This is a genomic window from Mesorhizobium sp. WSM4844 (assembly GCF_055811775.1).
The window spans coordinates 1-21,602 of record NZ_JBVVQB010000068.1 but is presented as its reverse complement, the minus strand read 5'-3'; the positions used below and the strand labels follow the sequence as shown (position 1 = coordinate 21,602).

The 21,602-nt window shown below is 63.7% G+C and carries 19 protein-coding genes; 13 read left to right on the top strand and 6 right to left on the bottom strand.

From position 1 onward, the window contains the following. Nucleotides 1-71: 71 nt before the first annotated feature. Nucleotides 72-542, bottom strand: coding sequence for an Lrp/AsnC family transcriptional regulator (locus tag AC0L2A_RS31825; RefSeq protein WP_473612171.1), 471 nt, complete (start codon nt 540-542; stop codon nt 72-74). A gap of 115 nt (nt 543-657) precedes the next feature. Between AC0L2A_RS31825 and AC0L2A_RS31820 the strand changes: the two genes are divergently transcribed. The 3 genes from AC0L2A_RS31820 to AC0L2A_RS31810 all read left to right on the top strand — a co-directional run bounded on the left by AC0L2A_RS31820 (nt 658) and on the right by AC0L2A_RS31810 (nt 3,319). Continuing rightward, a complete protein-coding gene (locus tag AC0L2A_RS31820) occupies nt 658-912 on the top strand; it encodes a DUF6356 family protein (protein WP_473612170.1) in 255 nt (84 codons plus the stop codon). Between the two features lie 14 nt (nt 913-926). Further along, complete coding sequence (locus AC0L2A_RS31815; protein WP_473612168.1) at nt 927-1,727, top strand: class II glutamine amidotransferase; 801 nt, start codon at nt 927-929, stop codon at nt 1,725-1,727. Nucleotides 1,728-1,894: 167 nt separating this feature from the next. Continuing rightward, nucleotides 1,895-3,319 (top strand): amidase, encoded by a 1,425-nt coding sequence (locus tag AC0L2A_RS31810; RefSeq protein ID WP_473612167.1) that lies wholly within the window; start codon nt 1,895-1,897, stop codon nt 3,317-3,319. Here the strand turns inward: AC0L2A_RS31810 and AC0L2A_RS31805 are convergent. Next, nucleotides 3,261-4,343: an NAD(P)/FAD-dependent oxidoreductase gene (locus tag AC0L2A_RS31805; protein WP_473612166.1), complete on the bottom strand. Its 1,083-nt coding sequence runs from the start codon at nt 4,341-4,343 to the stop codon at nt 3,261-3,263. The genes AC0L2A_RS31810 and AC0L2A_RS31805 overlap by 59 nt on opposite strands. 136 nt (nt 4,344-4,479) lie before the next feature. On the opposite strand from AC0L2A_RS31805, the gene AC0L2A_RS31800 reads away from it, so the two are divergent. Continuing rightward, on the top strand, nt 4,480-6,072 hold the full coding sequence (locus AC0L2A_RS31800; RefSeq protein WP_287207701.1) for a peptide chain release factor 3: 1,593 nt from the start codon (nt 4,480-4,482) through the stop codon (nt 6,070-6,072). A 177-nt stretch (nt 6,073-6,249) separates the two neighbouring features. Here AC0L2A_RS31800 and AC0L2A_RS31795 read toward each other — a convergent pair whose 3' ends face one another. Then, entirely contained in the window at nt 6,250-6,723 is a 474-nt protein-coding gene (locus AC0L2A_RS31795; protein WP_473612164.1) for a VOC family protein, read from the bottom strand. A gap of 276 nt (nt 6,724-6,999) precedes the next feature. On the opposite strand from AC0L2A_RS31795, the gene ilvD reads away from it, so the two are divergent. The 4 genes from ilvD to AC0L2A_RS31775 all read left to right on the top strand — a co-directional run bounded on the left by ilvD (nt 7,000) and on the right by AC0L2A_RS31775 (nt 11,546). Next, nucleotides 7,000-8,844, top strand: a complete 1,845-nt coding sequence (gene ilvD, locus AC0L2A_RS31790) for a dihydroxy-acid dehydratase (RefSeq protein WP_473612163.1) — start codon at nt 7,000-7,002, stop codon at nt 8,842-8,844. Nucleotides 8,845-8,872: 28 nt separating this feature from the next. Continuing rightward, nucleotides 8,873-10,183, top strand: a complete 1,311-nt coding sequence (locus AC0L2A_RS31785) for an amidohydrolase family protein (RefSeq protein WP_473612162.1) — start codon at nt 8,873-8,875, stop codon at nt 10,181-10,183. A gap of 46 nt (nt 10,184-10,229) precedes the next feature. Continuing rightward, entirely contained in the window at nt 10,230-10,355 is a 126-nt protein-coding gene (locus tag AC0L2A_RS31780) for a hypothetical protein (protein WP_473612161.1), read from the top strand. Between the two features lie 270 nt (nt 10,356-10,625). Beyond that, nucleotides 10,626-11,546, top strand: coding sequence for a DMT family transporter (locus AC0L2A_RS31775; RefSeq protein WP_473612159.1), 921 nt, complete (start codon nt 10,626-10,628; stop codon nt 11,544-11,546). 19 nt (nt 11,547-11,565) lie between these two features. On the opposite strand, the gene AC0L2A_RS31770 is transcribed toward AC0L2A_RS31775, so the two are convergent. Beyond that, complete coding sequence (locus AC0L2A_RS31770) at nt 11,566-12,468, bottom strand: phosphotransferase (protein ID WP_473515082.1); 903 nt, start codon at nt 12,466-12,468, stop codon at nt 11,566-11,568. Between the two features lie 159 nt (nt 12,469-12,627). Here AC0L2A_RS31770 and AC0L2A_RS31765 point away from each other — a divergent pair, with 159 nt between their 5' ends. Next, nucleotides 12,628-13,260 (top strand): class I SAM-dependent DNA methyltransferase, encoded by a 633-nt coding sequence (locus tag AC0L2A_RS31765; protein WP_023802865.1) that lies wholly within the window; start codon nt 12,628-12,630, stop codon nt 13,258-13,260. 115 nt (nt 13,261-13,375) lie between these two features. On the opposite strand, the gene AC0L2A_RS31760 is transcribed toward AC0L2A_RS31765, so the two are convergent. Then, complete coding sequence (locus AC0L2A_RS31760; protein WP_473612158.1) at nt 13,376-15,829, bottom strand: GcvT family protein; 2,454 nt, start codon at nt 15,827-15,829, stop codon at nt 13,376-13,378. Beyond that, nucleotides 15,826-16,710, bottom strand: coding sequence for a phosphotransferase family protein (locus tag AC0L2A_RS31755; protein WP_128168301.1), 885 nt, complete (start codon nt 16,708-16,710; stop codon nt 15,826-15,828). Before AC0L2A_RS31755 ends, AC0L2A_RS31760 begins: the two co-directional genes overlap by 4 nt. A gap of 425 nt (nt 16,711-17,135) precedes the next feature. Between AC0L2A_RS31755 and AC0L2A_RS31750 the strand changes: the two genes are divergently transcribed. The 4 genes from AC0L2A_RS31750 to AC0L2A_RS31735 all read left to right on the top strand — a co-directional run bounded on the left by AC0L2A_RS31750 (nt 17,136) and on the right by AC0L2A_RS31735 (nt 21,477). After that, a complete protein-coding gene (locus AC0L2A_RS31750; RefSeq protein WP_473612157.1) occupies nt 17,136-17,909 on the top strand; it encodes a DeoR/GlpR family DNA-binding transcription regulator in 774 nt (257 codons plus the stop codon). Nucleotides 17,910-17,985: 76 nt separating this feature from the next. Beyond that, the gene (locus AC0L2A_RS31745) at nt 17,986-18,912 is read left to right on the top strand and encodes a LysR family transcriptional regulator (protein ID WP_023802869.1); all 927 of its coding nucleotides are present in this window, start codon (nt 17,986-17,988) and stop codon (nt 18,910-18,912) included. 224 nt (nt 18,913-19,136) lie between these two features. Continuing rightward, nucleotides 19,137-20,288, top strand: coding sequence for an ABC transporter substrate-binding protein (locus AC0L2A_RS31740; RefSeq protein WP_287138405.1), 1,152 nt, complete (start codon nt 19,137-19,139; stop codon nt 20,286-20,288). Nucleotides 20,289-20,478: 190 nt separating this feature from the next. Continuing rightward, the gene (locus AC0L2A_RS31735) at nt 20,479-21,477 is read left to right on the top strand and encodes an ABC transporter ATP-binding protein (RefSeq protein WP_473612155.1); all 999 of its coding nucleotides are present in this window, start codon (nt 20,479-20,481) and stop codon (nt 21,475-21,477) included. Nucleotides 21,478-21,602: the final 125 nt, after the last annotated feature.

Here is a 21,602-nt window from a genome sequence, read left to right as displayed (position 1 = left end):
TCGCTGTCAACGCCGATTCAGTCAACTCGGCGGCCAGGCTATCAACGGCTTTCTTTCAGCGCAGTTCCGTTTCAGCGCAGTTCTACGGGAATGATCGTCGTCTCCTTGATCTCCTCCATGACGAAGGACGCCGAAACATCCGACAGCGCCACCTTGGCAATCAGCCGCTGATAGAGCCGGTCATACGCCTTCACGTCGGCGACGCGGGCACGCAATACATAATCGAGGTCGCCGGACATGCGGTAGACGCCGGTGATCTCGGGAAAACTGGTGACTGCCGCCCGGAATTTCTGCAGCCAGTCCGGATCGTGGTTGGAGGTCCGGACCAGGATGAACACCGAAAGGCCAAGGCCAAGCTTGTCGGCATCGACCAGCGCCACCCGGCCGGTGATGACTCCGTCTTCTTCGAGCCGCTTGACGCGGCGCCAGCAGGCGTTGCGCGACAGCGACACTCTTTCCGACAACTGGTCGACCGACAGCGTGCCGTCGCGTTGCAACTCGGCCAGCAATCTTCGGTCGATCTCATCGATTTCCAGAGACATGTGGGATGCTTGTCCCATTATTTGGCCAAACACAAGGATGATTTGGGACCGATGAACCGAAAGCTCGTGCCAGAATACTCAGCATCGGGGGCTTACCCAGCCAGGAGGGATCACCATGACGACACGGCTTGCAAGGCTCTTTACCTCTCACCCGACCAAGGTGGGCGAGACCTATTTCAGCCATATGACCTTCGCGGCGTGGTTCTGCTCGCGTCTGTTCATGGCAGCGTTCGCCGCACTCGTTCACGCTTTCTTGCCGTTTCTGTGTGAGACTACGGCCAGCCGAATCGTCCGCGAGCTCTATGAGCGCACGCACAACAGAGGCACACACGCGATCAAGGAGCCTGCGGCTCGCATGGATCGCGCCTGAGGGAGGATTAAGCGATGTGCCGGTGGGCGGCCTACCTTGGCGAAGCGGTTTTCCTCGAAGACATCGTCACGGCGCCCTGCCATTCGCTGATCGCCCAGAGTCATTGTGCCCAGGAAGCCAAGTCGCCGACCAATGGCGATGGCTTTGGCCTCGCCTGGTACGGCGACCGGCCCGAACCCGGTCTCTATCGCGACATCCTGCCGGCCTGGTCCGATCCCAATCTGAAGAGCCTGTGCCGCCAGATCAAATCCGGCCTGTTCCTGGCCCATGTGCGCGCATCGACCGGCGGCGCCACCAGCCGCATGAACTGTCATCCCTTCACTGCCGGCCGCTGGTCGTTCATGCACAACGGCCAGATCGGCGGCTTCGAAAGAATCCGCCGCGCGCTGGAAAACGCGCTCTCCGACGATGTCTTCGATCGGCGCGAGGGCACCACCGATTCCGAACTTTTCTTTCTCCTGATGATCGACGAGGGTCTGGCAGGCGATCCGCAAGGCGCGGTGTCGCGCGCTACGGCGCGGGTGATCGACGCCTCGCGCCGCGCCGGCCTCGAACCGGCGCTGAGACTTACCGCCGCCTTGTCGGACGGCGAATCGCTCCATGCGGTGCGCTATGCGACCGATGCCCACGCGCCGACGCTCTACACCTCCGTCTTCCGCAACGGCGGCGGGCGATGCCTGATGTCGGAGCCTTTCGACCGTGATGGCGGCGACTGGCAGCCGATCCGGCCCTCTAGCTTCGTCACCATTACCAGAGACGGCATGACCACTCGTCCATTTGCGCCGGAACCGGCAAGACTGGCGCGGGCCGTGTAGCTCCCTCGCTATCGCGGCAACATCGCGGGACAGCGCCCCTCAACAGACCCTCGCAGCGCAATTCCGATCAAGCACCACCTGTCCTCGAATGCTGAACTCGGCTTGAAGACGCGCCGTAGTCCGCCATTTGGTGAGGCTGGCGCCGCTAGCAAGCCGGAGCATTGGTCATGGACCTCGTCTTTTCCTCCACCAGAGACTTGGCTGCCGCGATCCGCGACCGCAAGATTTCCGCCGTGGAAGCGCTGGACGCGCATTTGGCTGAGATCGACAGGCATAATGAGGCGGTCAACGCGGTCGTCACGCTCGACAGGGAAGGGGCTCGCGCTCGCGCGAAGAAGGCCGACGAAGCGCAGGCGCGCGGCGACGCTCTCGGGCCGCTGCACGGCGTGCCGTTCACGCTGAAGGACACTCACGAAACACTGGGGATGAAGACGACGGTCGGCTTCCCGCCTTTTGCCGACTATGTGGCGAGAAAAGACAGCCCGGTCGTTCTCAGGTTGAAGGCGGCCGGCGGCGTGCTGGTCGGCAAGACAAATGTCGCAACGATGCTGGGCGACTGGCAGTCGAACAACCCGCTGTTCGGCCGCACCAGTAATCCGTGGGATCTATCGCGCACCGCCGGCGGCTCCAGCGGGGGAGCGGCGGCAGCACTTTGCGCGGGCATGACGCCATTCGAACTCGGCACCGACATGCAGGATTCGATCCGCCTGCCGGCAGCCTTTTGCGGCGTCTACGGCCTCAAGCCGACCGAGCATAGCGTCTCCCTGGCCGGCGCCTTTCCCAATCCCGGTGGCGTACCGCGCGGCGTACGGCTGATGTCCTGCATCGGTCCGCTGGCCCGCAACGTCGAAGATCTGGCGCTGATCCTGAGGATCATTGCAGGACCGGATGGCAGCGACACCGATCTTGCCCCGGTGCCTGTCGAGGGCACGCCGGAGGTTGATCCCAAGACCCTGCGCATCGCTTTCGCGCCGGCCTTTCCGGGTTTTCCGGTAGCCGGCGAGATCAGGGCCGCGGTCGAAAGTCTGGCCGAGCAACTCAAGTCTGCGGGGGCAGCCGTCGAGGAAGCAAGACTGCCGACGCTCGACCTGCATGACGATCTGACGCAAGGCGGCGCCCTGATCGGCATGATGCTGGAGGCTGCGCAACCGGAGCCGCCAGAAGAACCGACACCGGTCTCGCGCTGGTTCGAAGCGCTCGCCCGCCGCGACCAGTCAATCCTTGCCTGGGACCGGTTTTTCGAAGGTTGCGATGTCTTGCTTTGTCCGGTCGCCATGACCACGGCCTTTCCGCATTGCGAGCCGGGAACACCAATCAAGGTCGATGACAGGGAGCAGAGCTATTGGCTGCTGCCGGCCTATGGCGCGGTTTTCAACTATAGCGGCCACCCCGCACTTTCGCTGCCCTGCGGGCAGGACCGCGACGGCCTGCCCATCGGCCTGCAACTGGTCGGCCGTCGCTGGTCAGAATCGCGGCTGCTTGGCATCGCCAGGGCGATAGCGCCGCTGAGCGGCGGTTTTCGCCGCCCCCCGGCTATTGAGCAAACCGCGTCAGCCCATAGGGCTCAAGCAGCGGATCGCGCGCGTCATTGAGGATTTCCCGGCCGGCGAACAGGCCGACCGCAGGCGCCAACGTGATGCCCGAATGCATGACCGCGACATAGAGGCCGCTGACGCCTTGAGCCCGCCCGATGATCGGAAAGCCGTCGACGGGCGTCGGCCGATAGCCGACGGTGTGAAAATCCAGTTCCAGCCGGTCGGCGCCGCGCAGCATGGTTTTCATCGACGCATACAACTCGCGGGCTGTGGCTTCGGCATCCATGCCCGGATCGGCGCCGCCGAAATCCGAGCCGGCGATGATGCGGCCCTCGGCAGTCTGGCGCATGTGCAGCCGGTCGCCGATCACCAGGCCGTTGAGCAGCTTTTCGTACGGGCGTGAATGGACGATCAGGCCGGGCGGCGTCTCGATCGGCAGTTTTAGCTTTAGCCCGGCCGTCGCCGCAATTGCCGCAGAGCCGGCGCCGGCCGCGATCACCACCTCGTCGGCGACAATCCGTCCGCCTGACGTATCGACGCCGCTAATCCTGCCATTGGTCTGTATCAGCGCGGTGACCGTCGTGCCGGTAATCACCCGCGCGCCAAGTCGCTCGGCGTCGGCCAGCAGCGTCTGCGTGGCCGCGACCGGTTCGGCTACGCCCTCCCCAGCGACGTGAAGCGCGAAGTCGGGAAGCTCGGTCAAATTGGGCTCTATACGTGCGGCTCCCGCGCGGTCGACGCGCTCGATCCCGTAGCCCCAGGCGGAATGCTCGGCGGCATAGGCCTCAAGCTCGGCCGGCGGCAGGTCCCAGCACAGGCCGCCGCACCAGGCGAGCGGAATGCCGGGCACGTCATGAGCAAGCCGCGTCCACTCGGCCATCGAACGGGTGCGCAGCCGGAAATACGGCTCTGGATTGCCCCAACTGGCATTGATCCAGGCAAAGGAATTCGGCGTGGCGACGCCGCCCGCACCGCTGCCGGCAACGATCGTCACGTTCGCGCCAGCCTTCGCCAGATGCCAGGCGATGGACGCACCGATGATGCCGGCGCCGACGACAATGACGTGCTTGGCTGCGCTCATGGATGGACCTTTATCGAACCGCCTCTGTTGATGCCATTGCGGCGGACCTATCTCAAGGCCGGGGAACCGCCCAAAATTGTTCGACAGGCTGCAAAAGCGCTGCTAGAAGCCCGCGCACCACATGGGATTCCACAAATTGGCTGAAGACATCACGAACGCGGTGGCGCGCCGCCGCACTTTCGCGATCATCGCGCATCCGGACGCCGGCAAGACGACGCTGACCGAAAAGCTGCTTTTGTTCGGCGGTGCCATCCAGCTTGCCGGCGAGGTCAAGGCCAAGAAGGATCGCATCCAGACCCGGTCGGACTGGATGAAGATCGAGCGCGAGCGCGGCATTTCGGTCGTCACCTCGGTGATGACCTTCGAGTATGAGGATAATGTCTTCAACCTGCTCGATACGCCCGGTCACGAGGATTTCGCCGACGATACCTATCGCACGCTGTCGGCGGTCGATGCGGCGGTCATGGTCATCGACGCCGCCAAGGGTATCGAGCCGCGCACGCTAAAACTGTTCGAGGTCTGCCGGCTTCGCGACATCCCGATCATCACCTTCGTCAACAAGATGGACCGCGAAAGCCGCGACCCATTCGAGATCCTCGACGAGATCGAGCAGAAGCTGGCACTGGACACCGCTCCGATCACCTGGCCGATCGGCCGCGGCAAGACCTTTTCCGGCACCTATCATCTGGCGCTGAATGCCGTGCGCAAGGGCGACGCGGAGAAAGAACGCACGCCGGTCAACGGTCCCGACTCAAACCGCGTCGCCGGCCTGTTGCCGGAGAACGAGCGCGAGGCTTTCATCGAGGAGCTGGAGCTGGCGCGCGAAGCCTGCCGTCCGCTCGACATCGGTGCGTTCCGCGAGGGCCATCTGACGCCGGTCTATTTCGGTTCGGCGCTGCGCAACTACGGCGTGCGCGATCTGATCGAGGCGCTTGGCGCCTACGGGCCGCCGCCGCGCGCGCAAGAAGCCGACACCCGCAAGGTCGAGGCGACCGAGGATAGGATGACCTCCTTCGTCTTCAAGATCCAGGCCAACATGGATCCCAACCACCGCGACCGCATCGCCTTCGTCCGCGTCTGCTCGGGCAAGCTCGAGCGCGGCATGAAAGCCAAGCTAGTACGCACGGGAAAACCGATGAGCCTGTCGGCGCCGCAATTCTTCTTCGCCCGCACCCGCGTCACCGCCGACGAGGCCTTTGCCGGCGACGTCGTCGGCATCCCCAACCACGGCACGCTGCGCATCGGCGATACGCTGACCGAGGGCGAGGAGATCCTGTTCCGCGGCGTGCCGAATTTCGCGCCGGAAATCCTGCGCCGCGTCCGGCTCGGCGACGCGATGAAGGCCAAGAAGCTGAAGGAGGCGCTGCACCAGATGGCCGAGGAAGGCGTCGTGCAACTGTTCTCGCCAGAAGACGGCTCGCCGGCAATCGTCGGCGTCGTCGGTGCGCTGCAGCTCGACGTGCTGAAGGAGCGGTTGAATATCGAATACACGCTGCCGGTCGATTTCGAGATGTCGCGCTTTTCCGTCTGCCGCTGGATATCGGCCGACGACAAGGCCGAGGTGCATCGCTTCATCGAGGCGCATCGCGGCGACATTGCCCGCGACCTCGACAACGATCCGGTGTTCCTCGCCCAGCACGCCTTTTCGCTCAACTACGAGGCCGAGCGCTGGAAGGCGATCCGCTTTGCGGCGGTCAAGGATTACCAGGTCCGCGACAAGGCGGCCTGAGCTGTTGGTTTTCCCTTCTCCCCCTGTGGGAGAAGGTGTCGCCGAAGGCGACGGATGAGGGGTGTTCCAGGGAACGCCAACGTCTCGCTCCGCTGGAACACCCCTCAACCGTCTCGGCGCTGCGCGCCGATCCACCTTCTCCCACAAGGGGAGAAGGCAAGATCGGTCGTCGTCTGCTCACCCCCTGGCTGCCTCTTCGATCTTGGCGATGTCGATCTTGGTCATTTGCATCATCGCCTGCATGACACGGCCGGCCTTTGCGGTGTCGGGGTCCTGCAGCAGCCTCGGCAATTGCTCCGGCACGACCTGCCAGGAGACGCCGAATTTGTCCTTCAGCCAGCTGCACTGGCTGGGCTCGCCACCGCCCTCGATGAGCCTGTCCCAGAAATAGTCGACTTCCTCCTGCGTCTTGCAGTCGATGGACAGCGAGACTGCCTCGGTGAACTTGAATTGCGGCCCGCCGTTGAGCGCCTGGAACTGCACGCCGTCGAGCTCGAAATAGGTCACCAGCACCTTGCCCTCATTATCGCCGCTGCCCTTGGGCCAGCGCATCACGCTCAGCACCTTCGAGTTCTTGAAGATGGAGATGTAGTGGTTCATGGCCTCCTCGGCCTGGTCGTCGAACCACAGGCAGGGGGTGATCTTTTGCATTTTCTTGCTCCTCGGGCTGTTTTGGCTTGTTTTCACGCGTCCAATGGCCGGCTGGCGATTGATGCCGGTCGCCGCCGTCTGCCCAAGGACGCTCAAACAAAACACGATCCGACAGCACCTCTGACTTTTTTTACTGCCTGGACCGGCTTGCCGTCTTTGGCTCAAGATCCCGGCGCATCGCAAAACCGTGGCCAGACCAGACGGTGGCGTATATAACGCCGCTCAATTCCGGTTTTCCGCCCCTGTTCGGACGACGCAAACAGCAAGGACAGTTTAATGCCCGCCTACCGTTCCCGCACCACCACCCATGGCCGTAACATGGCCGGCGCCCGCGGCCTGTGGCGCGCCACCGGCATGAAGGATTCCGATTTCGGCAAGCCGATCATCGCTGTCGTCAATTCCTTCACCCAATTCGTTCCGGGCCACGTCCATCTCAAGGATCTCGGCCAGCTGGTCGCCCGCGAGATCGAGAAGGCCGGCGGCGTTGCGAAAGAGTTCAACACCATCGCTGTCGACGACGGCATCGCCATGGGTCATGACGGCATGCTCTATTCGCTGCCGTCGCGCGAGCTGATCGCCGACTCGGTCGAATATATGGTCAACGCCCACTGCGCCGACGCCATGGTCTGCATCTCGAATTGCGACAAGATCACGCCGGGCATGCTGATGGCGTCGCTGCGTCTCAATATCCCGACGGTCTTCGTCTCCGGCGGCCCGATGGAGGCCGGCAAGGTGGTGCTTGCCGGCAAGACGCAGGCGCTCGATCTGGTGGACGCCATGGTCGCGGCTGCCGACGACAAGATCTCCGACGAGGACGTCAAGACCATCGAGCGCTCGGCCTGCCCGACCTGCGGCTCCTGCTCGGGCATGTTCACCGCCAATTCGATGAATTGCCTGACCGAGGCGCTCGGCCTTTCGCTGCCCGGCAACGGTTCGACGCTGGCGACGCACGCCGACCGCAGGCGGCTGTTCGTCGAGGCCGGCCACCTGATCGTCGATCTCGCGCAGCGCTACTACGAGCAGGACGACGACACCGCGCTGCCGCGCAGCATCGCCTCGAAGGGCGCCTTCGAGAACGCCATGACGCTCGACATCGCCATGGGCGGCTCGACCAACACCGTGCTGCACATCCTGGCTGCCGCGCATGAGGGCGAGATCGATTTCGGTCAGGACGACATTGACGCGCTGTCACGCAAGGTGCCGGTGCTATGCAAGGTTGCCCCCGCCAAGGCGGATGTGCACATGGAAGACGTCCACCGCGCCGGCGGCATCATGGCGATCCTCGGCCAGCTCGATAACGCCGGACTGATCAACCGCGACCTTCCGACCGTGCACACCGCAAGCCTCGGCGAAGCGCTCGACCATTGGGATATCTCGCGCACGTCAAGCCAGAATGTCCGCGACTTCTTTCTGGCGGCCCCGGGCGGCGTGCCGACGCAGATCGCCTTCAGCCAGGATCGCCGCTGGGACGAACTCGATCTCGACCGGGAGAAGGGTGTCATCCGCTCGGCCCAATATCCTTTTTCCAAGGATGGTGGCCTTGCCGTGCTGAAAGGCAACCTGGCGCTCGACGGCTGTATCGTGAAGACCGCGGGCGTCGATGAATCGATCCTGAAATTCACCGGCCCGGCCAGGGTGTTCGAAAGCCAGGACGCCAGCGTCAAGGCGATCCTGTCCAACGAGATCAAGGCCGGCGATGTCGTCGTCATCCGCTACGAAGGGCCGCGCGGCGGCCCCGGCATGCAGGAAATGCTCTATCCGACCAGCTATTTGAAGTCGAAGGGCCTCGGCAAGGCCTGCGCGCTGGTCACCGATGGCCGCTTCTCCGGCGGCACCTCCGGCCTGTCGATAGGCCATGCTTCTCCCGAGGCGGCGGAAGGCGGGCTGATCGGGCTGGTGCATGAGGGCGATACGATCGAGATCGATATCCCGAACCGCACCATCCGGCTTGCCGTCGACGATGCCGAACTGGCCGCCCGCCGCGCCGCGATGGAGGCCAAGGGAGCCGCCGCCTGGAAGCCCGAGGAAAAGCGCAAGCGCAAGGTGACAATGGCCTTGCGCGCCTACGCCTCGATGGCGACCAGTGCTGCAAAGGGTGCGGTAAGGTATGTGCCGGAATAGGTTCGCTTCTTCAAAGGGATGACGGTAGATGGATTTCGACCTTATCGTCCGCGGCGGCACGCTGCCCGACGGCAGGATCGCCGATATCGGCATCATCGGCGAGACGATCGCGGCCATCGAGCCGGAGCTGAACGCTGGCGCGGGCACGGCGATCGACGCCCATGGCAATCTGATCTCGCCGCCCTTCGTCGATCCGCATTTTCACATGGACGCCACGCTCTCGCTAGGCATCCCGCGCATCAACGTGTCGGGCACGCTGCTCGAAGGCATCTCGCTGTGGGGCGAACTGAAGCCGCTGTTGACGCACGAAGCGGTGCGCGACCGCGCGCTCGCCTATTGCGACTGGGCAGTATCCATGGGCCTGCTCGCCATCCGCAGCCATGTCGATGTCTGCGATACCAGGCTGCTGGCGGTCGAAGCCCTGCTCGATGTGAAGAAGACCGTCGCGCCCTATATCGACCTGCAACTGGTCGCCTTCCCGCAGGATGGGTTTTATCGCTCGCCGACGGCGCGCGATAACACCATCCGCGCGCTCGACATGGGTGTCGACATCGTCGGCGGTATTCCGCATTTCGAGCGCACCGTGGCCGACGGCACGCGTTCGGTGACGGAACTGTGCGAAATCGCGGCAGAACGCGGCCTCATGGTCGACCTGCATTGCGACGAGACCGATGATCCGCTGTCGCGCCACATCGAACAACTGGCTTATGAGACGCAACGCCTCGGCCTGCAGGGCAGGGTCGCCGGCTCGCATCTTACGTCGATGCACTCGATGGACAATTACTATGTCTCGAAGCTGTTGCCGCTGATATCAGAGGCAGGCGTCTCGGCGATCCCCAATCCGCTGATCAACATCATGCTGCAGGGCCGCCACGACACATTCCCCAAACGCCGCGGCCTGACGCGGGTCAAGGAAATGCTTGCCCACGGTATCCGCGTCGGCTGGGGTCAGGATTGCGTGCTCGACCCCTGGTATTCGCTGGGCACCGCCGACATGCTCGACGTCGCCTTCATGGGCCTTCACGTCGCCCAGATGTCGAGCCCGGCCGACATGGCGCGCTGCTTCGACATGGTCACCAACGTCAACGCCGTCATCATGGGCCTCGACCATTTCGGCCTGGCGGTCGGCAAGCGCGCCAGCCTTGTCGTCCTTGATGCCGGCGATCCGGTCGAGGCCTTGCGCCTGCGTCCCGAGCGACTCTGTGTCATCGCCAGGGGAAAGGTGGTGGCCGAGCGGGCCAGGCAGGAAACACGGCTCTCGATCGCCGGACGGCCGGCAACGGTGAACCGCAGGCATCGCCGGTCTCAAAACTCCATCGATCAGATTGATAGGTCCTGACCGCAAGTCTACAATCAACCTCCAGTTTTATGCCGAGGAGGATGTCATGTGGCACAAGGCGGCGATGGTGGTCGTGTTGGCGGCGAGTTGTGCAGGCTGCATGACGGCCGAAGACCGTCTTGCCGCGGACGAGGCGAAATGCCGTTCCTACGGGCTTCGTCAGGAAGAATGATGCCTTCGCCGAATGTCTGCAACGCATCGATCTGGCGCGCCGCGCCGAGCTCAGAAGTGCGTCGGTCTTCGATCCCTGGGATCGGCCGGTGATCTATCGTCCGGTTATCATTCGGGCGCGGCCAAAATAGGCCGTTGCGATCGTCCGTACAGGCCCAGCCGATTTCCGGTCCCTGGTCTGGCCGGCTTCCCGATTTCCGCTCGTCAAAGCGGCCGCTTGCGTCTACGACGCTGCTCACCGGGCTTTCATGCGGGAGGAAGCGACATCGGCATGGCACAGCCAACAGCCCAGAATTCGACGATCAGGAACGTGCTTTTGGCTGGCATTCTGCTGATGCTGGCCGGCGATTTCCTGTTTGCTTTGAATGACGCGATGGGCAAATGGCTGGTCGCCAGCTTTTCCGTCGGCCAGGTCGTGCTGATCCGTTCCATCGGCGCCTTTTTCGTGCTCGGTCCGATGATCGCGCGTCAAGGCGCGGCCAGGCTGTTCCGCATGGAGCGCCTGGAACTGCAGGTCTTGCGCGTCGTCATGACGACGCTTGACACGGCGCTGTTCTACGCCGCCGTCGTCTATCTGCCGCTCGCCGACGTCATGAGCTTCTACATGGCAGGGCCGATCTACGTGGCGGCGCTGTCCCACCTGTTGCTTGGTGAAAAGGTCGGCTGGCGCCGCTGGATGGCGATTCTGGTCGGGTTCTGCGGTGTGCTGATCATGCTCGAACCGTCCTCGGCCGCGTTTTCGCTGTCGTCGGCCTTCGCGCTGGCCGGAAGCATTTCATTCGCCTTCGCCATCATTCTCAACCGGCGGTTGCGTGGCACCAGCGACACCTCGCTCGTTACCTGGCAAACCATCGGCACACTGCTGGTCGGCGGGTTTCTCACCATCGGCAACTGGCAGACGCCGTCCTCGCTCGATTTCGGCGCCATGCTGCTTCTTGGCATCGTCTCCTGCGGCGCGCATCTTATGATCACCAGGGCGCTGAAGCTGGCGCCGGCGTCGACGCTGGCGCCGCTGCATTACAGCCTGCTGCTATGGGCCGTCATCTTCGGGCTGGCCTTCTTCGGCGACATGCCCGGCCCGCGCATCCTGATCGGCTCGGGCATCATCGTGCTGGCCGGCCTGTTCATCTTCCATCGCCAGAAAGTGGTCGACACGGTGCCGCCCGAAAACGTGCCGAAAGGCGTCAACTGATTCCAATTTTCTCTGGTCCTTAGCCCGCGCGCACTGCCGCCAGATGCCGTGAGAAGTCCGCCGTCTCCATCAGCGCCCTGCAGCGTGAAAAGCGACCGTCGGCATAGGCGCGGAAATCGTCGGCCGGATTGCTGTTGGCAAGCTGGATCAGTCCCCACAGCGTCCACAAGAGATCGCACATCGCCTTGTAGATGACGATGCGGCCGCGCTCCGCCGGCGTCGGCTCGCCACCGAAATAGGCGCCCATCATCTCGTCCTCCTGCGCCGTATCAAACTGGCCTTCGACGCTGAGGTCGCCGAGATCCCAGAGCGGGTCGTTCATGCCGGAATATTCCCAGTCGACGATCCACATCCTGTCGCCCGTATCGAGAAAATTTTCGCACAGCGGATCGCAGTGGCAGGCGACGAGAGGCAGGGGATGCGCGGCAAGCGCCGAGCGCACGGTTTCCGCCTCGATAACGACGTCGTGGTAACCGGCAGGCAGGGCGACGTCCTTGGTCGACAGCACCTTCAGGTAGTCGTCGATCATCGCAAACAGCTCGAAGCGGAAGGGAAACACCGCGCCGGATGTATGCAATCTGCGGAAGGCTTTGCCGGCACGCGCCGGACTGCCCGGCCGGGTCTTGAATTTATCCGGCGACATCGTCTCGGCGCCCGCGATGAAGCGCGTCACCATCACGCCTGACTCGCCGTCGACATGCAGCAGCTCGGGGCTGACGCCGGCCATCGCTGCCTCCCGCGCCGCCACCGCCTCGTTGGCCCGGTTGATATACTCCTGCGTGCCCTTGCCGGGAATCCGCAGGCAGGCATCTCCAGCCCTGAAGACGAGGTTGGTGAGGCCACCCAGCCGCTCCAGCGGTCCCTCGTAGCCGGCCAGCGCCGGAATGGCTGCAAGCGCCGCGCGTGCTTCCTCGTCCACCATCGCTTCTGCCCTCTTTTCGCGTCTATTTGTGGTGACGACGGTTCCACAAATTTCGCCGTTTGGCTATCATCGCTTGCATGCGGTTCACTCCAGCGCCGTGCGTTCCTGCAGGACGCGCTAACAACGCTGCGGCGCTTTGATTTTGCGGACGAGACTGTAATGGCGGACAGGAAAAACAAAGGCGCGCTCGCCGCGGCCTATGCAGCGAAGCGGCCAGAGGAGGTGGCGGCGCTCTACGACCGCTGGTCCGACACCTACGACGCCGACATGTCGGCGGCCGGTTATCGCCATCCGACCATCTGCCTTGCCCTGCTTGCCCGCCACCTGCCGCGCGGCGCGGCACCGCTCCTCGATGCCGGTGCCGGCACCGGGCTCATCGGCGAGTGGCTGAAGATCGCGGGCTATCCGCAGGTCGAGGCGCTCGACATTTCCGAAGGCATGCTGGCCCAGGCAGCGCGCAAGGGCGTCTATTCGGCGCTTCACTGCTTGGCGCTCGGCGGCCCGCTGCCCTTCGCGGATGATGCCTATGCCGGCATCATATCGGCCGGCGTCTTCACCTCGGGCCATGTCGGCGCTGAGGGGCTGGACGAACTGATCCGCATCTGCCGGCCGGGCGGGATAATCGTGCTGACGGTCAAGAACACCCTGTGGGACGCCGGCTTTTCCGCAGGGATAGCCGACCTCGAGGCGAAGGGCGTCGTCACGCGCGCCGAGGAGACATCGCCCTATGTCTCCATGCCGGGTGAGGCCGACACCGTGCCCAGCCGCGGTCTCGTTCTGCGCGTGAACTGACCATCCCCGCTCTTATGCATGTCGCGCAAAAGTGCGCAGCGGTTTTGCGATAACGACATGCATAGAAACAAGAACTTAAAGCGCCTCGCATGAATCCGTTCAGACGCGACGCGCTTTAGGCTCTGATCCTTTCTCCGGCCGGGTCGTAAAGCGGCTCGAGATGGATTTTTGCCGGCGTCCGCTGCATAGCCACCACCAGCTCGTAGTCGCCGCAGGTGAGGAAATCGTCGCTGACGCCGTCGGCGTTGCGCACATAGCCGTAGCCGATGTTCTTTCCGACCGTGTAGCCATAGCCGCCGCTGGTCAGGTAGCCGACCGGCTCGCTGTTGCGCAGGATCGTTTCGCGCCCGAGCAGCACGATCTCGCAATCGTCGACGGTGAAGCCGGCAAAGCGTTTTTTCAGAACCGCGCCGCCGATCTCTTCCAGCGCCCGCCGCCCGAGAAAATCTGTGTTCTTGCGAAGCTTCACCGCCCAGCCAAGGCCGGCCTCCTGCGGCGTGTCGTTGGGCGTGATGTCGGAGCCCCAGGCGCGGTAGCCTTTTTCCAGCCGCAGCGATTCCAGCGCCCTGTAGCCGACCGGGCGGATGCTGTGCTCCTCGCCCGCCGCCATCAGAGCGTCGAAGATTTCGCCCGTCGCCGCGATCGGCACATGCAGCTCCCAGCCGAGCTCGCCGACATAGGTGACGCGCAGCGCCCTAACTGTGGTGCCGGCGATGGAGATTTCTCGCACGTGTCCGAACGGGAAAGCGGTGTTCGACACGTCGGCATCGGTCACCGCAGCCAGCACGTCGCGGGCCCGCGGCCCCATCAGCGACAGCGTGCCGAAATCCTCGGTGACATCGGTGAGCGTCACGTCGAGCTCGTTGCCAACATGGTCGCCGATCCACGAGAAGTCATGCGTCCTAAAGCCGGTGCCGGTGACGACGTAGAATCGGTCTTCGCCGAGCCGCGCCACGGTCAGGTCGGCCTCGATGCCGCCGCGCGTGTTGAGAAGCTGCGTGTAGGTCAGCCGGCCGACCGGCTTGGCGACGTCGTTGGCGCAGATCCAGTCGAGCGCCTTCAGCGCATCCGCACCGGTCATTTCGTATTTGGCGAAGGACGACTGGTCGAAGATGCCGACGTTCTCGCGCACGTGCCGGTGCTCGTCGCCGACCGGCGAAAACCAGTTCTGCCGGCCCATCGAATAGATGTCCTTCGGCTCGACGCCTTCCGGCGCAAACCAGTTCGGCCGCTCCCAACCGAGCTTGGAGCCGAACACGGCGCGGTGCTTTTGCAGCCGTTCATAGAGTGGCGACACGATCCGTGGCCGGCCCGTGGCATACTCTTCATGCGGGAAGCCGATCGTATAGTGCTTGCCATAGGCTTCCAACGTGCGGTCGCGGACCCATTGCCGGTCGCGGTGCAGGTCGGAAAAGCGCCTGATATCGACCACCCACAGGTCGAGTGGCGCCTCGCCATCGACCACCCACTGCGCCAGCACCCAGCCGGCGCCGCCGCCCGCCGCGATGCCGAAGGCGTTGAAGCCGGCGCCGACGAACATGTTGGCGCATTCGGGCGCCACGCCGAGAATGAAATTGCCGTCCGGCGTGAAGCTCTCCGGCCCGTTGATCATCTGCTTGACGCCGGCGGTTTCGAGCGCCGGAACCCGCTTGATTGCCTGGTTCATATGCTGCTCGAAATGATCGTAGTCGTCGTCGAACAGCCGGAACTGCCAGTCGTCTGGGACATCGCCGCCGGGAAGATCGGTCGTCCAGGCTTGCGGGTTCGGCTCATAGCCGCCCATCACCAGCCCGCCGACCTCCTCCTTGAAATAAATGCGGCGATCGGGGTCGCGGATCGTCGGCGCATCGCTCGCCAACCCGTCTATTCTCTCGGTGACGATGTACTGGTGCTTCACCGGCTGCAGCGGCACGTTGATGCCGGCTAGCGCCCCCACCTGCCGCGCCCATTGCCCGGCACAGTTCACCACCTTGTCGCAGGCGATATCGCCCCTGTTGGTCTTTACCGCTGTGATGCGGCCATCCTGCATGTCGAAGCCGGTGACGCGGATATCCTCGAACAGCCTGGCGCCGTGCATGCGCGCGCCTTTGGCCAGCGACTGCGTGATGTCGGAAGGGCTTGCCTGGCCGTCGGTCGGCAGCCAGCTGGCGCCGACGAGATCGCCGGTTTCCAGCAGCGGCCACATTGCCTTGACTTCGGCTGGTGACAGCAACTGCATATCCATGCCGAAGCTTTTCGCCGTCGTCGCCAGCCTCTTGTACTCGATCCAGCGGTCGGGTTTGGTGGCGAGCCTGAGGCACCCGGTCATCTTCCAGCCGGTGGCCAGCCCGGTTTCGGCTTCCAGCCCCTTGTAGAGATCGACCGAATATTTGAGCACGCGGGTGATCGAGGCCGAAGACCGCAATTGACCGACCAGCCCCGCCGCATGCCATGTCGAGCCCGAAGTCAGTTTGCCCTGTTCCAGGAGCACGACATCGGCCTTGTGGTCACGCGCCAGATGATAAGCCGTCGAACAGCCGATTATGCCGCCGCCGATGACGACGATCTCGGCGTGGGCGGGCAAGGTCATGATATCTGTCCGTACTTTGTTCTGTAGTTTTCCAGCGCGGCATCGAGCCGCGTCAGGTTTTCGTCGGTATAGGCAACGTAGTCGATGCCGGGCGCGTCGAGATAAAGTTCGGAAACCATGCTCCACATCGCCTCGCGCAGCAGCGATGCGCATTGCATGGCCGCATGCGAGCGGCGGATCGCCTCGTCCGGCTCCTTCATGAAATAGGCGGTCAGGAAGGCGAAGGACTCCTCGTCGTTCATGGTGGCGTTCGAGGCGACGCCGGCGAGGTCGAACATCGCCGTGTTGAAGCCGGCATATTCGAAATCGATCAGCCACAGCCTGTGGCCGTCATCGAGAATATTAGCCGGCAGAAGGTCATTATGACCAAAGACGATCGGCAGCAATTTCTGCGCCCGTTCGAGCTCGTCTGCAAGCGTCAGCAGCCGCGGCAACTCGCTTCGCATGCGGCTGTCGGCTTCCTCCAGCGTGCGCGCATAGTCGCGGATGACATGGAAAACCCAGAACATGAAGCCGGCGCCGGAGACATGATTGGGCATCTCGCGATGGAAGCCGCGCATCAGGGCGGCGACGCGGTCGATATTGGCGCGGACGTCCTCGGCGACAAAAGTCTTGGCGCCGAGAAATTCCGTTACCAGGATGCCGGGCTCGGAATGGCGGACCGCAGGCGCGAAGCCGGCGGCGTGCGCCGCGCGCGCGGTCATCACCTCGCGCTCGCGAAAGACGTGATGGAAGGGAAAGTCCTGGCCAAAGCGCACGACATGCCGCCCGGCGGCGTCCTTGACCAGATAGTTGGCGTTGCTCAGGCCGCCCGGCAGCGGCGCGATCTCGACGCTGCCGGTCCAGCATGGCAGGGCGCGGATGCGGTCCTCGGTGGTCACAGGTGAATCCCTCGTTGCGCGGGGTTCAAGGCGTCGCGGGCGACGCAAAGAGGGCGGCCGGCAGGAGGGAGCAATGCGAAGTCCTCGTCGGTGCGGGATCCCGGGATCGGTATCCCGCACCGCACCGACGAGCCCCAGTGCCGGGTTCTTTGACTCCGGCATCCGCCCCCGCGGATTCAAAAAAGTCCTTTTCCCTTACGTCAGACGATTTCCCGGACGTTCGGGCAGGCGAATTTTGGTGCGGCTCTGCCATCGTTCTCCCGTGGCAGTTCCGAAGCCTGTCACAAGCCAGTGTCGCGCCATGTGATCCGGCTTGTCAACGACAACTTGTGGCTTTTTGCCCGAAATCACAAGGATTTCTTGTAAACTGTGGCCGATTTGCCTTAGAAGCGGTCAGTAGCGCAACAATCGATTGGGTGAGACCGATGCCCTCGAAGCGGCATGGCGAGATCCTGCGTCTCCTCCATGAGGAAGGCACCGTCACCATCGCCAGCCTGGCCGACCGGCTGGGCGTCTCGCTGGAGACCGTGCGCCGCGACGTCAAGCCGCTGACCAGTGACGGTTCGATCCTGAAGATGCATGGCGCCGTCGGCCTGCCGTCGATGGCCGGCGAGGCGCCGTTCGAGCGGCGTATGCGCGAGAATGCCGATGCCAAGCGCGCCATCGCCCGCATGGTTGCCGCCACCATCCGCGACGGCGAAGCGATCATGCTCGACACCGGCACCACGACCTCTTTCCTGGCCCGCGAACTGCTCGGTCACCGGCGGTTGACGGTGGTCACCAACTCCTCCGACATCGCCCGCACTCTGGCCACCGTCAACGGCAACAAGGTCTATATGGCCGGCGGCGAACTGCGCAGCGATTCGGGCGCTGCCTTCGGCGTCTCGGCCATTGCATTCGTCAGCCGCTTTTCCGTTAGCCACGCTGTGATCTCCACCGGCGCGGTCGATGCCGTCACCGGCGTGATGGACTATGATCTGGACGAGGCGGAATTCGCCCGCATGGTGCTGTCGCGCGGCCAGCGCTCGCTCGTCATCACCGACCACACCAAGTTCGGCCGCCAGGGTCTGGTCCAAGTCTGCGGCCTCGACGGTTTTTCCGAACTCGTCACCGATCGGCCGCCGCCGCACGCCATCGCCGCAGCCCTCGAGCAAGCGGGCGCGCGGCTCAGCATTGCCGGCAGCGAAAGCGGGACCTGACCTGGCCAGAGCAGTAATGCGGTGAGCCTGGGATCGGCGGCTTTTCTTCCTTGCCGTCCCGGTGTTTAGTCCGGCCATGGCTTTCACCATCCGCCAATTGCAGTTCTTCATCGCCGTCGCCGAGCAAGGCACAGTGTCTGGCGCCGCCCAAAACCTGTCCATCTCGCAATCGTCGGTCACCGAGGCGATCAAGGAGCTCGAAGGCGATCTCGGCGTCGAACTGTTCGAGCGCCATCCGCGCGGCCTCAACATCACCCACAAGGGCCACCAGTTCCTGCGCCACGCGACAAAGATCCTTGCCGATGTTTCCGATGCGCGCCGCGCCTTCTCCGGCGAGCAAGCGGCGGCTGGCGGCCGGCTGCAACTCGGCGTCACCTCGCTGGTCGCCGGCTATGTGCTGTCCGACCTTCTCGCCCGCTATCGCCGCGCCTATCCGGGCGTCGAGATCTCGGCCATCGAGGACAATGGCGACTACCTCGAACATCTGCTGGTCGGCGGCAAGCTCGACATCGCCGTCATGGTCACCTCGAACCTGCGCGACCGCACCGCCCTGCAATCGGAAATTCTCGAAGTCTCGCCCTACCGGCTATGGCTGCCGCTTGGCCATCCGCTGTCCAGCGCCGACATCATCGGCATCAGCGATATCGCGTCGGAGCCGCTGATCATGCTGACCGTCGACGAGATCGAAGAGAATACCGGAAAATTGCTGGCGGCGATTGCTGCCAAGCCGCATGTCGCCTTCCGCACCCGCTCGGTCGAAGCGGTGCGCAGCCTCGTCGCCACCGGCGCCGGCGTGGCGCTGCTGCCCGACCTCGTCTACCGGCCATGGTCGCTTGAAGGCGACCGCATCGAATCGCGCGATATTTCGGGCTCGTTGCCGGTTGTCCAAGTCGGCACGGTCTGGCGGCGCGGCTCCGGCCTGCCACAGGCCGCGCGCGACTTCATCGGGCTTGCCCAGTCGCAGCGCATGGTTCGTCAGCGGCCGGACAAGAACGGCCGCTGATCTATCGGAAAAACCGATATCGCCTTTCTGACAAATGAATTTGCGAAACCGGAAATTTCACAGCACCTTCATGATCAGGGAGCAAAGCCGCCGTTAGAGCGACGTGCGTCCAATTGGACGCACAAAGTACGCTCTAACACTTTTAGTTTTCGCATCGTGCTTCCGAAATCAATCCGATTTTCGGGCCGATGCGAGAGTGCGGCCCCTCAAATGGGAGATCGACGATGAATTCATTCCTGAAGTCATGCACTGCATTGACGGTCGCGCTGGCCTTCTCCGGCCAGGCGATCGCCCAGGTTAAGGAACTTGGCAAGGGCGAAGGCCAGGTCAACATTGTTGCCTGGCCCGGCTACATCGAACGCGGCGAAACCGACAAGAACTATGATTGGGTCACGTCTTTCGAGAAGAACACAGGCTGCAAGGTCAATATCAAGACCGCCAACACCTCCGATGAGATGGTCGCGCTGATGAACGAGGGCGGTTTTGACCTCGTTACCGCCTCGGGCGACGCTTCGCTGCGCCTTGTCGCCGGCAAGCGGGTCCAGCCGATCAACACCGATCTCATCCCGAGCTGGAACACGGTCGACGACCGGCTGAAGGATGCGCCGTGGTTCACGGTCGGCGGCGTCCACTATGGCGCCCCCTACCAGTGGGGGCCGAACGTGCTGATGTACAACACCGAGGTGTTCAAGGAAGCGCCGAAGAGCTGGAACGTCGTCTTCGAGGAGATGACCTTGCCCGACGGCAAGTCGAACAAGGGCCGCGTCCAGGCCTATGACGGGCCGATCCACATCGCCGATGCGGCCAACTATCTGATGTCCCACAAGCCGGAGCTCGGCATCAAGGATCCCTACGAGCTGACCGAAGATCAGTACAAGGCCGCCCTCGATCTGCTGCGCGTCCAGCGCACGCTGGTCGGACGCTACTGGCATGACGCCGCCATCCAGGTCGACGACTTCCAGAACGAAGGCGTCGTTGCCTCCGGTTCATGGCCTTATCAGGTCAACACGCTGGTTGCTGCCAAGAAGCCGGTCGCTTCGACCATCCCTCAGGAAGGCGTCACCGGCTGGGCCGACACGACCATGCTGGCAGCCGACGCAGCCCACCCGAACTGCGCCTATATGTGGATGGAGCACTCGCTGTCACCGAAAGTGCAGGGCGATGTCTCCGCCTGGTTCGGTTCGCTGCCGGTGGTGCCGGCTGCCTGCAAGGGCAACGAATTGCTCGGCGACGAAGGCTGCAAGACCAACGGCTACGACAATTTCGAAAAGATCAAGTTCTGGAAGACGCCGGTGTCGAAATGCGCCACCCAGGACCAGTGCGTGCCTTATTATCGCTGGGTGTCGGACTATATCGGCGTCATCGGCGGACGGTGAGTTCGTTTCGCATGCTCGCCAGTTGGCGCTGCCCCTTACCCTTGCCCTCTCGCCGTGAACAACGGGGAGAGGGGATCGCGAGCGTTGCGGCTAGCCCCTTCTCCCGTCTCTATACGGGGAGAAGGCCGGCAGGCCGATGAGGGGCAGCGCTGTCGCCTGAATTGACGAGCCTGGCAGATCAGGACAGCCCATGACATCAGCCGTTTCGTTCCAAAAAGTCTCGCGCCATTTCGGCAGCGTGCGCGCCGTCGACATGGTCGATCTCGACATCGTGCCGGGCGAGTTCTTCGCCATGCTTGGACCTTCGGGTTCCGGCAAGACGACCTGCCTGCGGCTGATCGCCGGCTTCGAGCAGCCGACATCGGGCTCGATCTCCATTTTCGGCGAACGCGCCGAAGGCGTTCCGCCCTATCGCCGCAACGTCAACACCGTTTTCCAGGACTACGCGCTGTTTCCGCATCTGAACGTGCTCGACAACGTCGCCTACGGGCTGATGGTCAAGGGTGTCGGCAAGCTGGAGAGGCAGAAGGCAGCCGAGGAAGCATTGTCGCTGGTCCGGCTTCCCGGCTACGGCGCCCGCCGCCCGAGCCAGCTTTCCGGCGGACAGCGCCAGCGCGTCGCGCTCGCCCGCGCGCTGGTCAACCAGCCGAAGGTGCTTCTGCTCGACGAGCCGCTTGGCGCGCTCGACCTCAAGCTCCGCGAGAACATGCAGGAGGAGCTGAAGTCGCTGCAGAAGGCGCTCGGCATCACCTTCGTCTTCGTCACCCACGACCAGGGCGAGGCGCTGTCGATGGCCGACCGCGTTGCCGTCTTCAACGACGGCAAGATCATGCAGATCGGCACGCCGGAGGACATCTACCAGCGGCCGAGGACGCGCTTCGTCGCCGATTTCGTCGGCTCGTCCAATGTGCTGCCGCCGGATTTCGTTCAGCGCTATTGCGGCCAGCATCGCTGGGGCAGCCTGCGCCCTGAATCAATTCGCATTGGCCAGCCAGCCAAGGGCGACGGCGTTGCCGCTCGCCTCGTCTCGACCAATTATCTCGGCGCCACGACCAGACTGGCGCTCGACGCCGACGGGTTGAGATTGCATGCCATTGTGCCGGCCGGTGCGAAATTGCCCAGCGAAGGCGAGGCTGTCGTGCTCACCTTCAACCGCGAGCATTTGCATCTGATGGACGAGCCGGGATGATGGCGGTGAGGAAAGTCTTGGCTGACAGGCCAAGTGCGGCGCTTCACGGCGCCCCCCTCTGTCCTGCCGGACATCTCCCCCACGAGGGGGGAGATCGGCTGTCGCGACTGCTTTCGCCAATCACC

Excerpts from the sequence above, each read along its gene's own strand:
- AC0L2A_RS31785 (WP_473612162.1), top strand. The coding sequence starts at position 8,873 with ATGGATTTCGACCTTATCGTCCGCGGCGGCACGCTGCCCGACGGCAGG.
- AC0L2A_RS31770 (WP_473515082.1), bottom strand. The coding sequence starts at position 12,468 with ATGGTGGACGAGGAAGCACGCGCGGCGCTTGCAGCCATTCCGGCGCTG.
- AC0L2A_RS31750 (WP_473612157.1), top strand. The coding sequence starts at position 17,136 with ATGCCCTCGAAGCGGCATGGCGAGATCCTGCGTCTCCTCCATGAGGAA.
- AC0L2A_RS31820 (WP_473612170.1), top strand. The coding sequence starts at position 658 with ATGACGACACGGCTTGCAAGGCTCTTTACCTCTCACCCGACCAAGGTG.
- AC0L2A_RS31825 (WP_473612171.1), bottom strand. The coding sequence starts at position 542 with ATGTCTCTGGAAATCGATGAGATCGACCGAAGATTGCTGGCCGAGTTG.
- AC0L2A_RS31740 (WP_287138405.1), top strand. The coding sequence starts at position 19,137 with ATGAATTCATTCCTGAAGTCATGCACTGCATTGACGGTCGCGCTGGCC.
- ilvD (WP_473612163.1), top strand. The coding sequence starts at position 7,000 with ATGCCCGCCTACCGTTCCCGCACCACCACCCATGGCCGTAACATGGCC.
- AC0L2A_RS31780 (WP_473612161.1), top strand. The coding sequence starts at position 10,230 with ATGTGGCACAAGGCGGCGATGGTGGTCGTGTTGGCGGCGAGTTGTGCA.
- AC0L2A_RS31765 (WP_023802865.1), top strand. The coding sequence starts at position 12,628 with ATGGCGGACAGGAAAAACAAAGGCGCGCTCGCCGCGGCCTATGCAGCG.
- AC0L2A_RS31760 (WP_473612158.1), bottom strand. The coding sequence starts at position 15,829 with ATGACCTTGCCCGCCCACGCCGAGATCGTCGTCATCGGCGGCGGCATA.
- AC0L2A_RS31745 (WP_023802869.1), top strand. The coding sequence starts at position 17,986 with ATGGCTTTCACCATCCGCCAATTGCAGTTCTTCATCGCCGTCGCCGAG.
- AC0L2A_RS31805 (WP_473612166.1), bottom strand. The coding sequence starts at position 4,343 with ATGAGCGCAGCCAAGCACGTCATTGTCGTCGGCGCCGGCATCATCGGT.
- AC0L2A_RS31815 (WP_473612168.1), top strand. The coding sequence starts at position 927 with ATGTGCCGGTGGGCGGCCTACCTTGGCGAAGCGGTTTTCCTCGAAGAC.
- AC0L2A_RS31775 (WP_473612159.1), top strand. The coding sequence starts at position 10,626 with ATGGCACAGCCAACAGCCCAGAATTCGACGATCAGGAACGTGCTTTTG.
- AC0L2A_RS31810 (WP_473612167.1), top strand. The coding sequence starts at position 1,895 with ATGGACCTCGTCTTTTCCTCCACCAGAGACTTGGCTGCCGCGATCCGC.
- AC0L2A_RS31795 (WP_473612164.1), bottom strand. The coding sequence starts at position 6,723 with ATGCAAAAGATCACCCCCTGCCTGTGGTTCGACGACCAGGCCGAGGAG.
- AC0L2A_RS31735 (WP_473612155.1), top strand. The coding sequence starts at position 20,479 with ATGACATCAGCCGTTTCGTTCCAAAAAGTCTCGCGCCATTTCGGCAGC.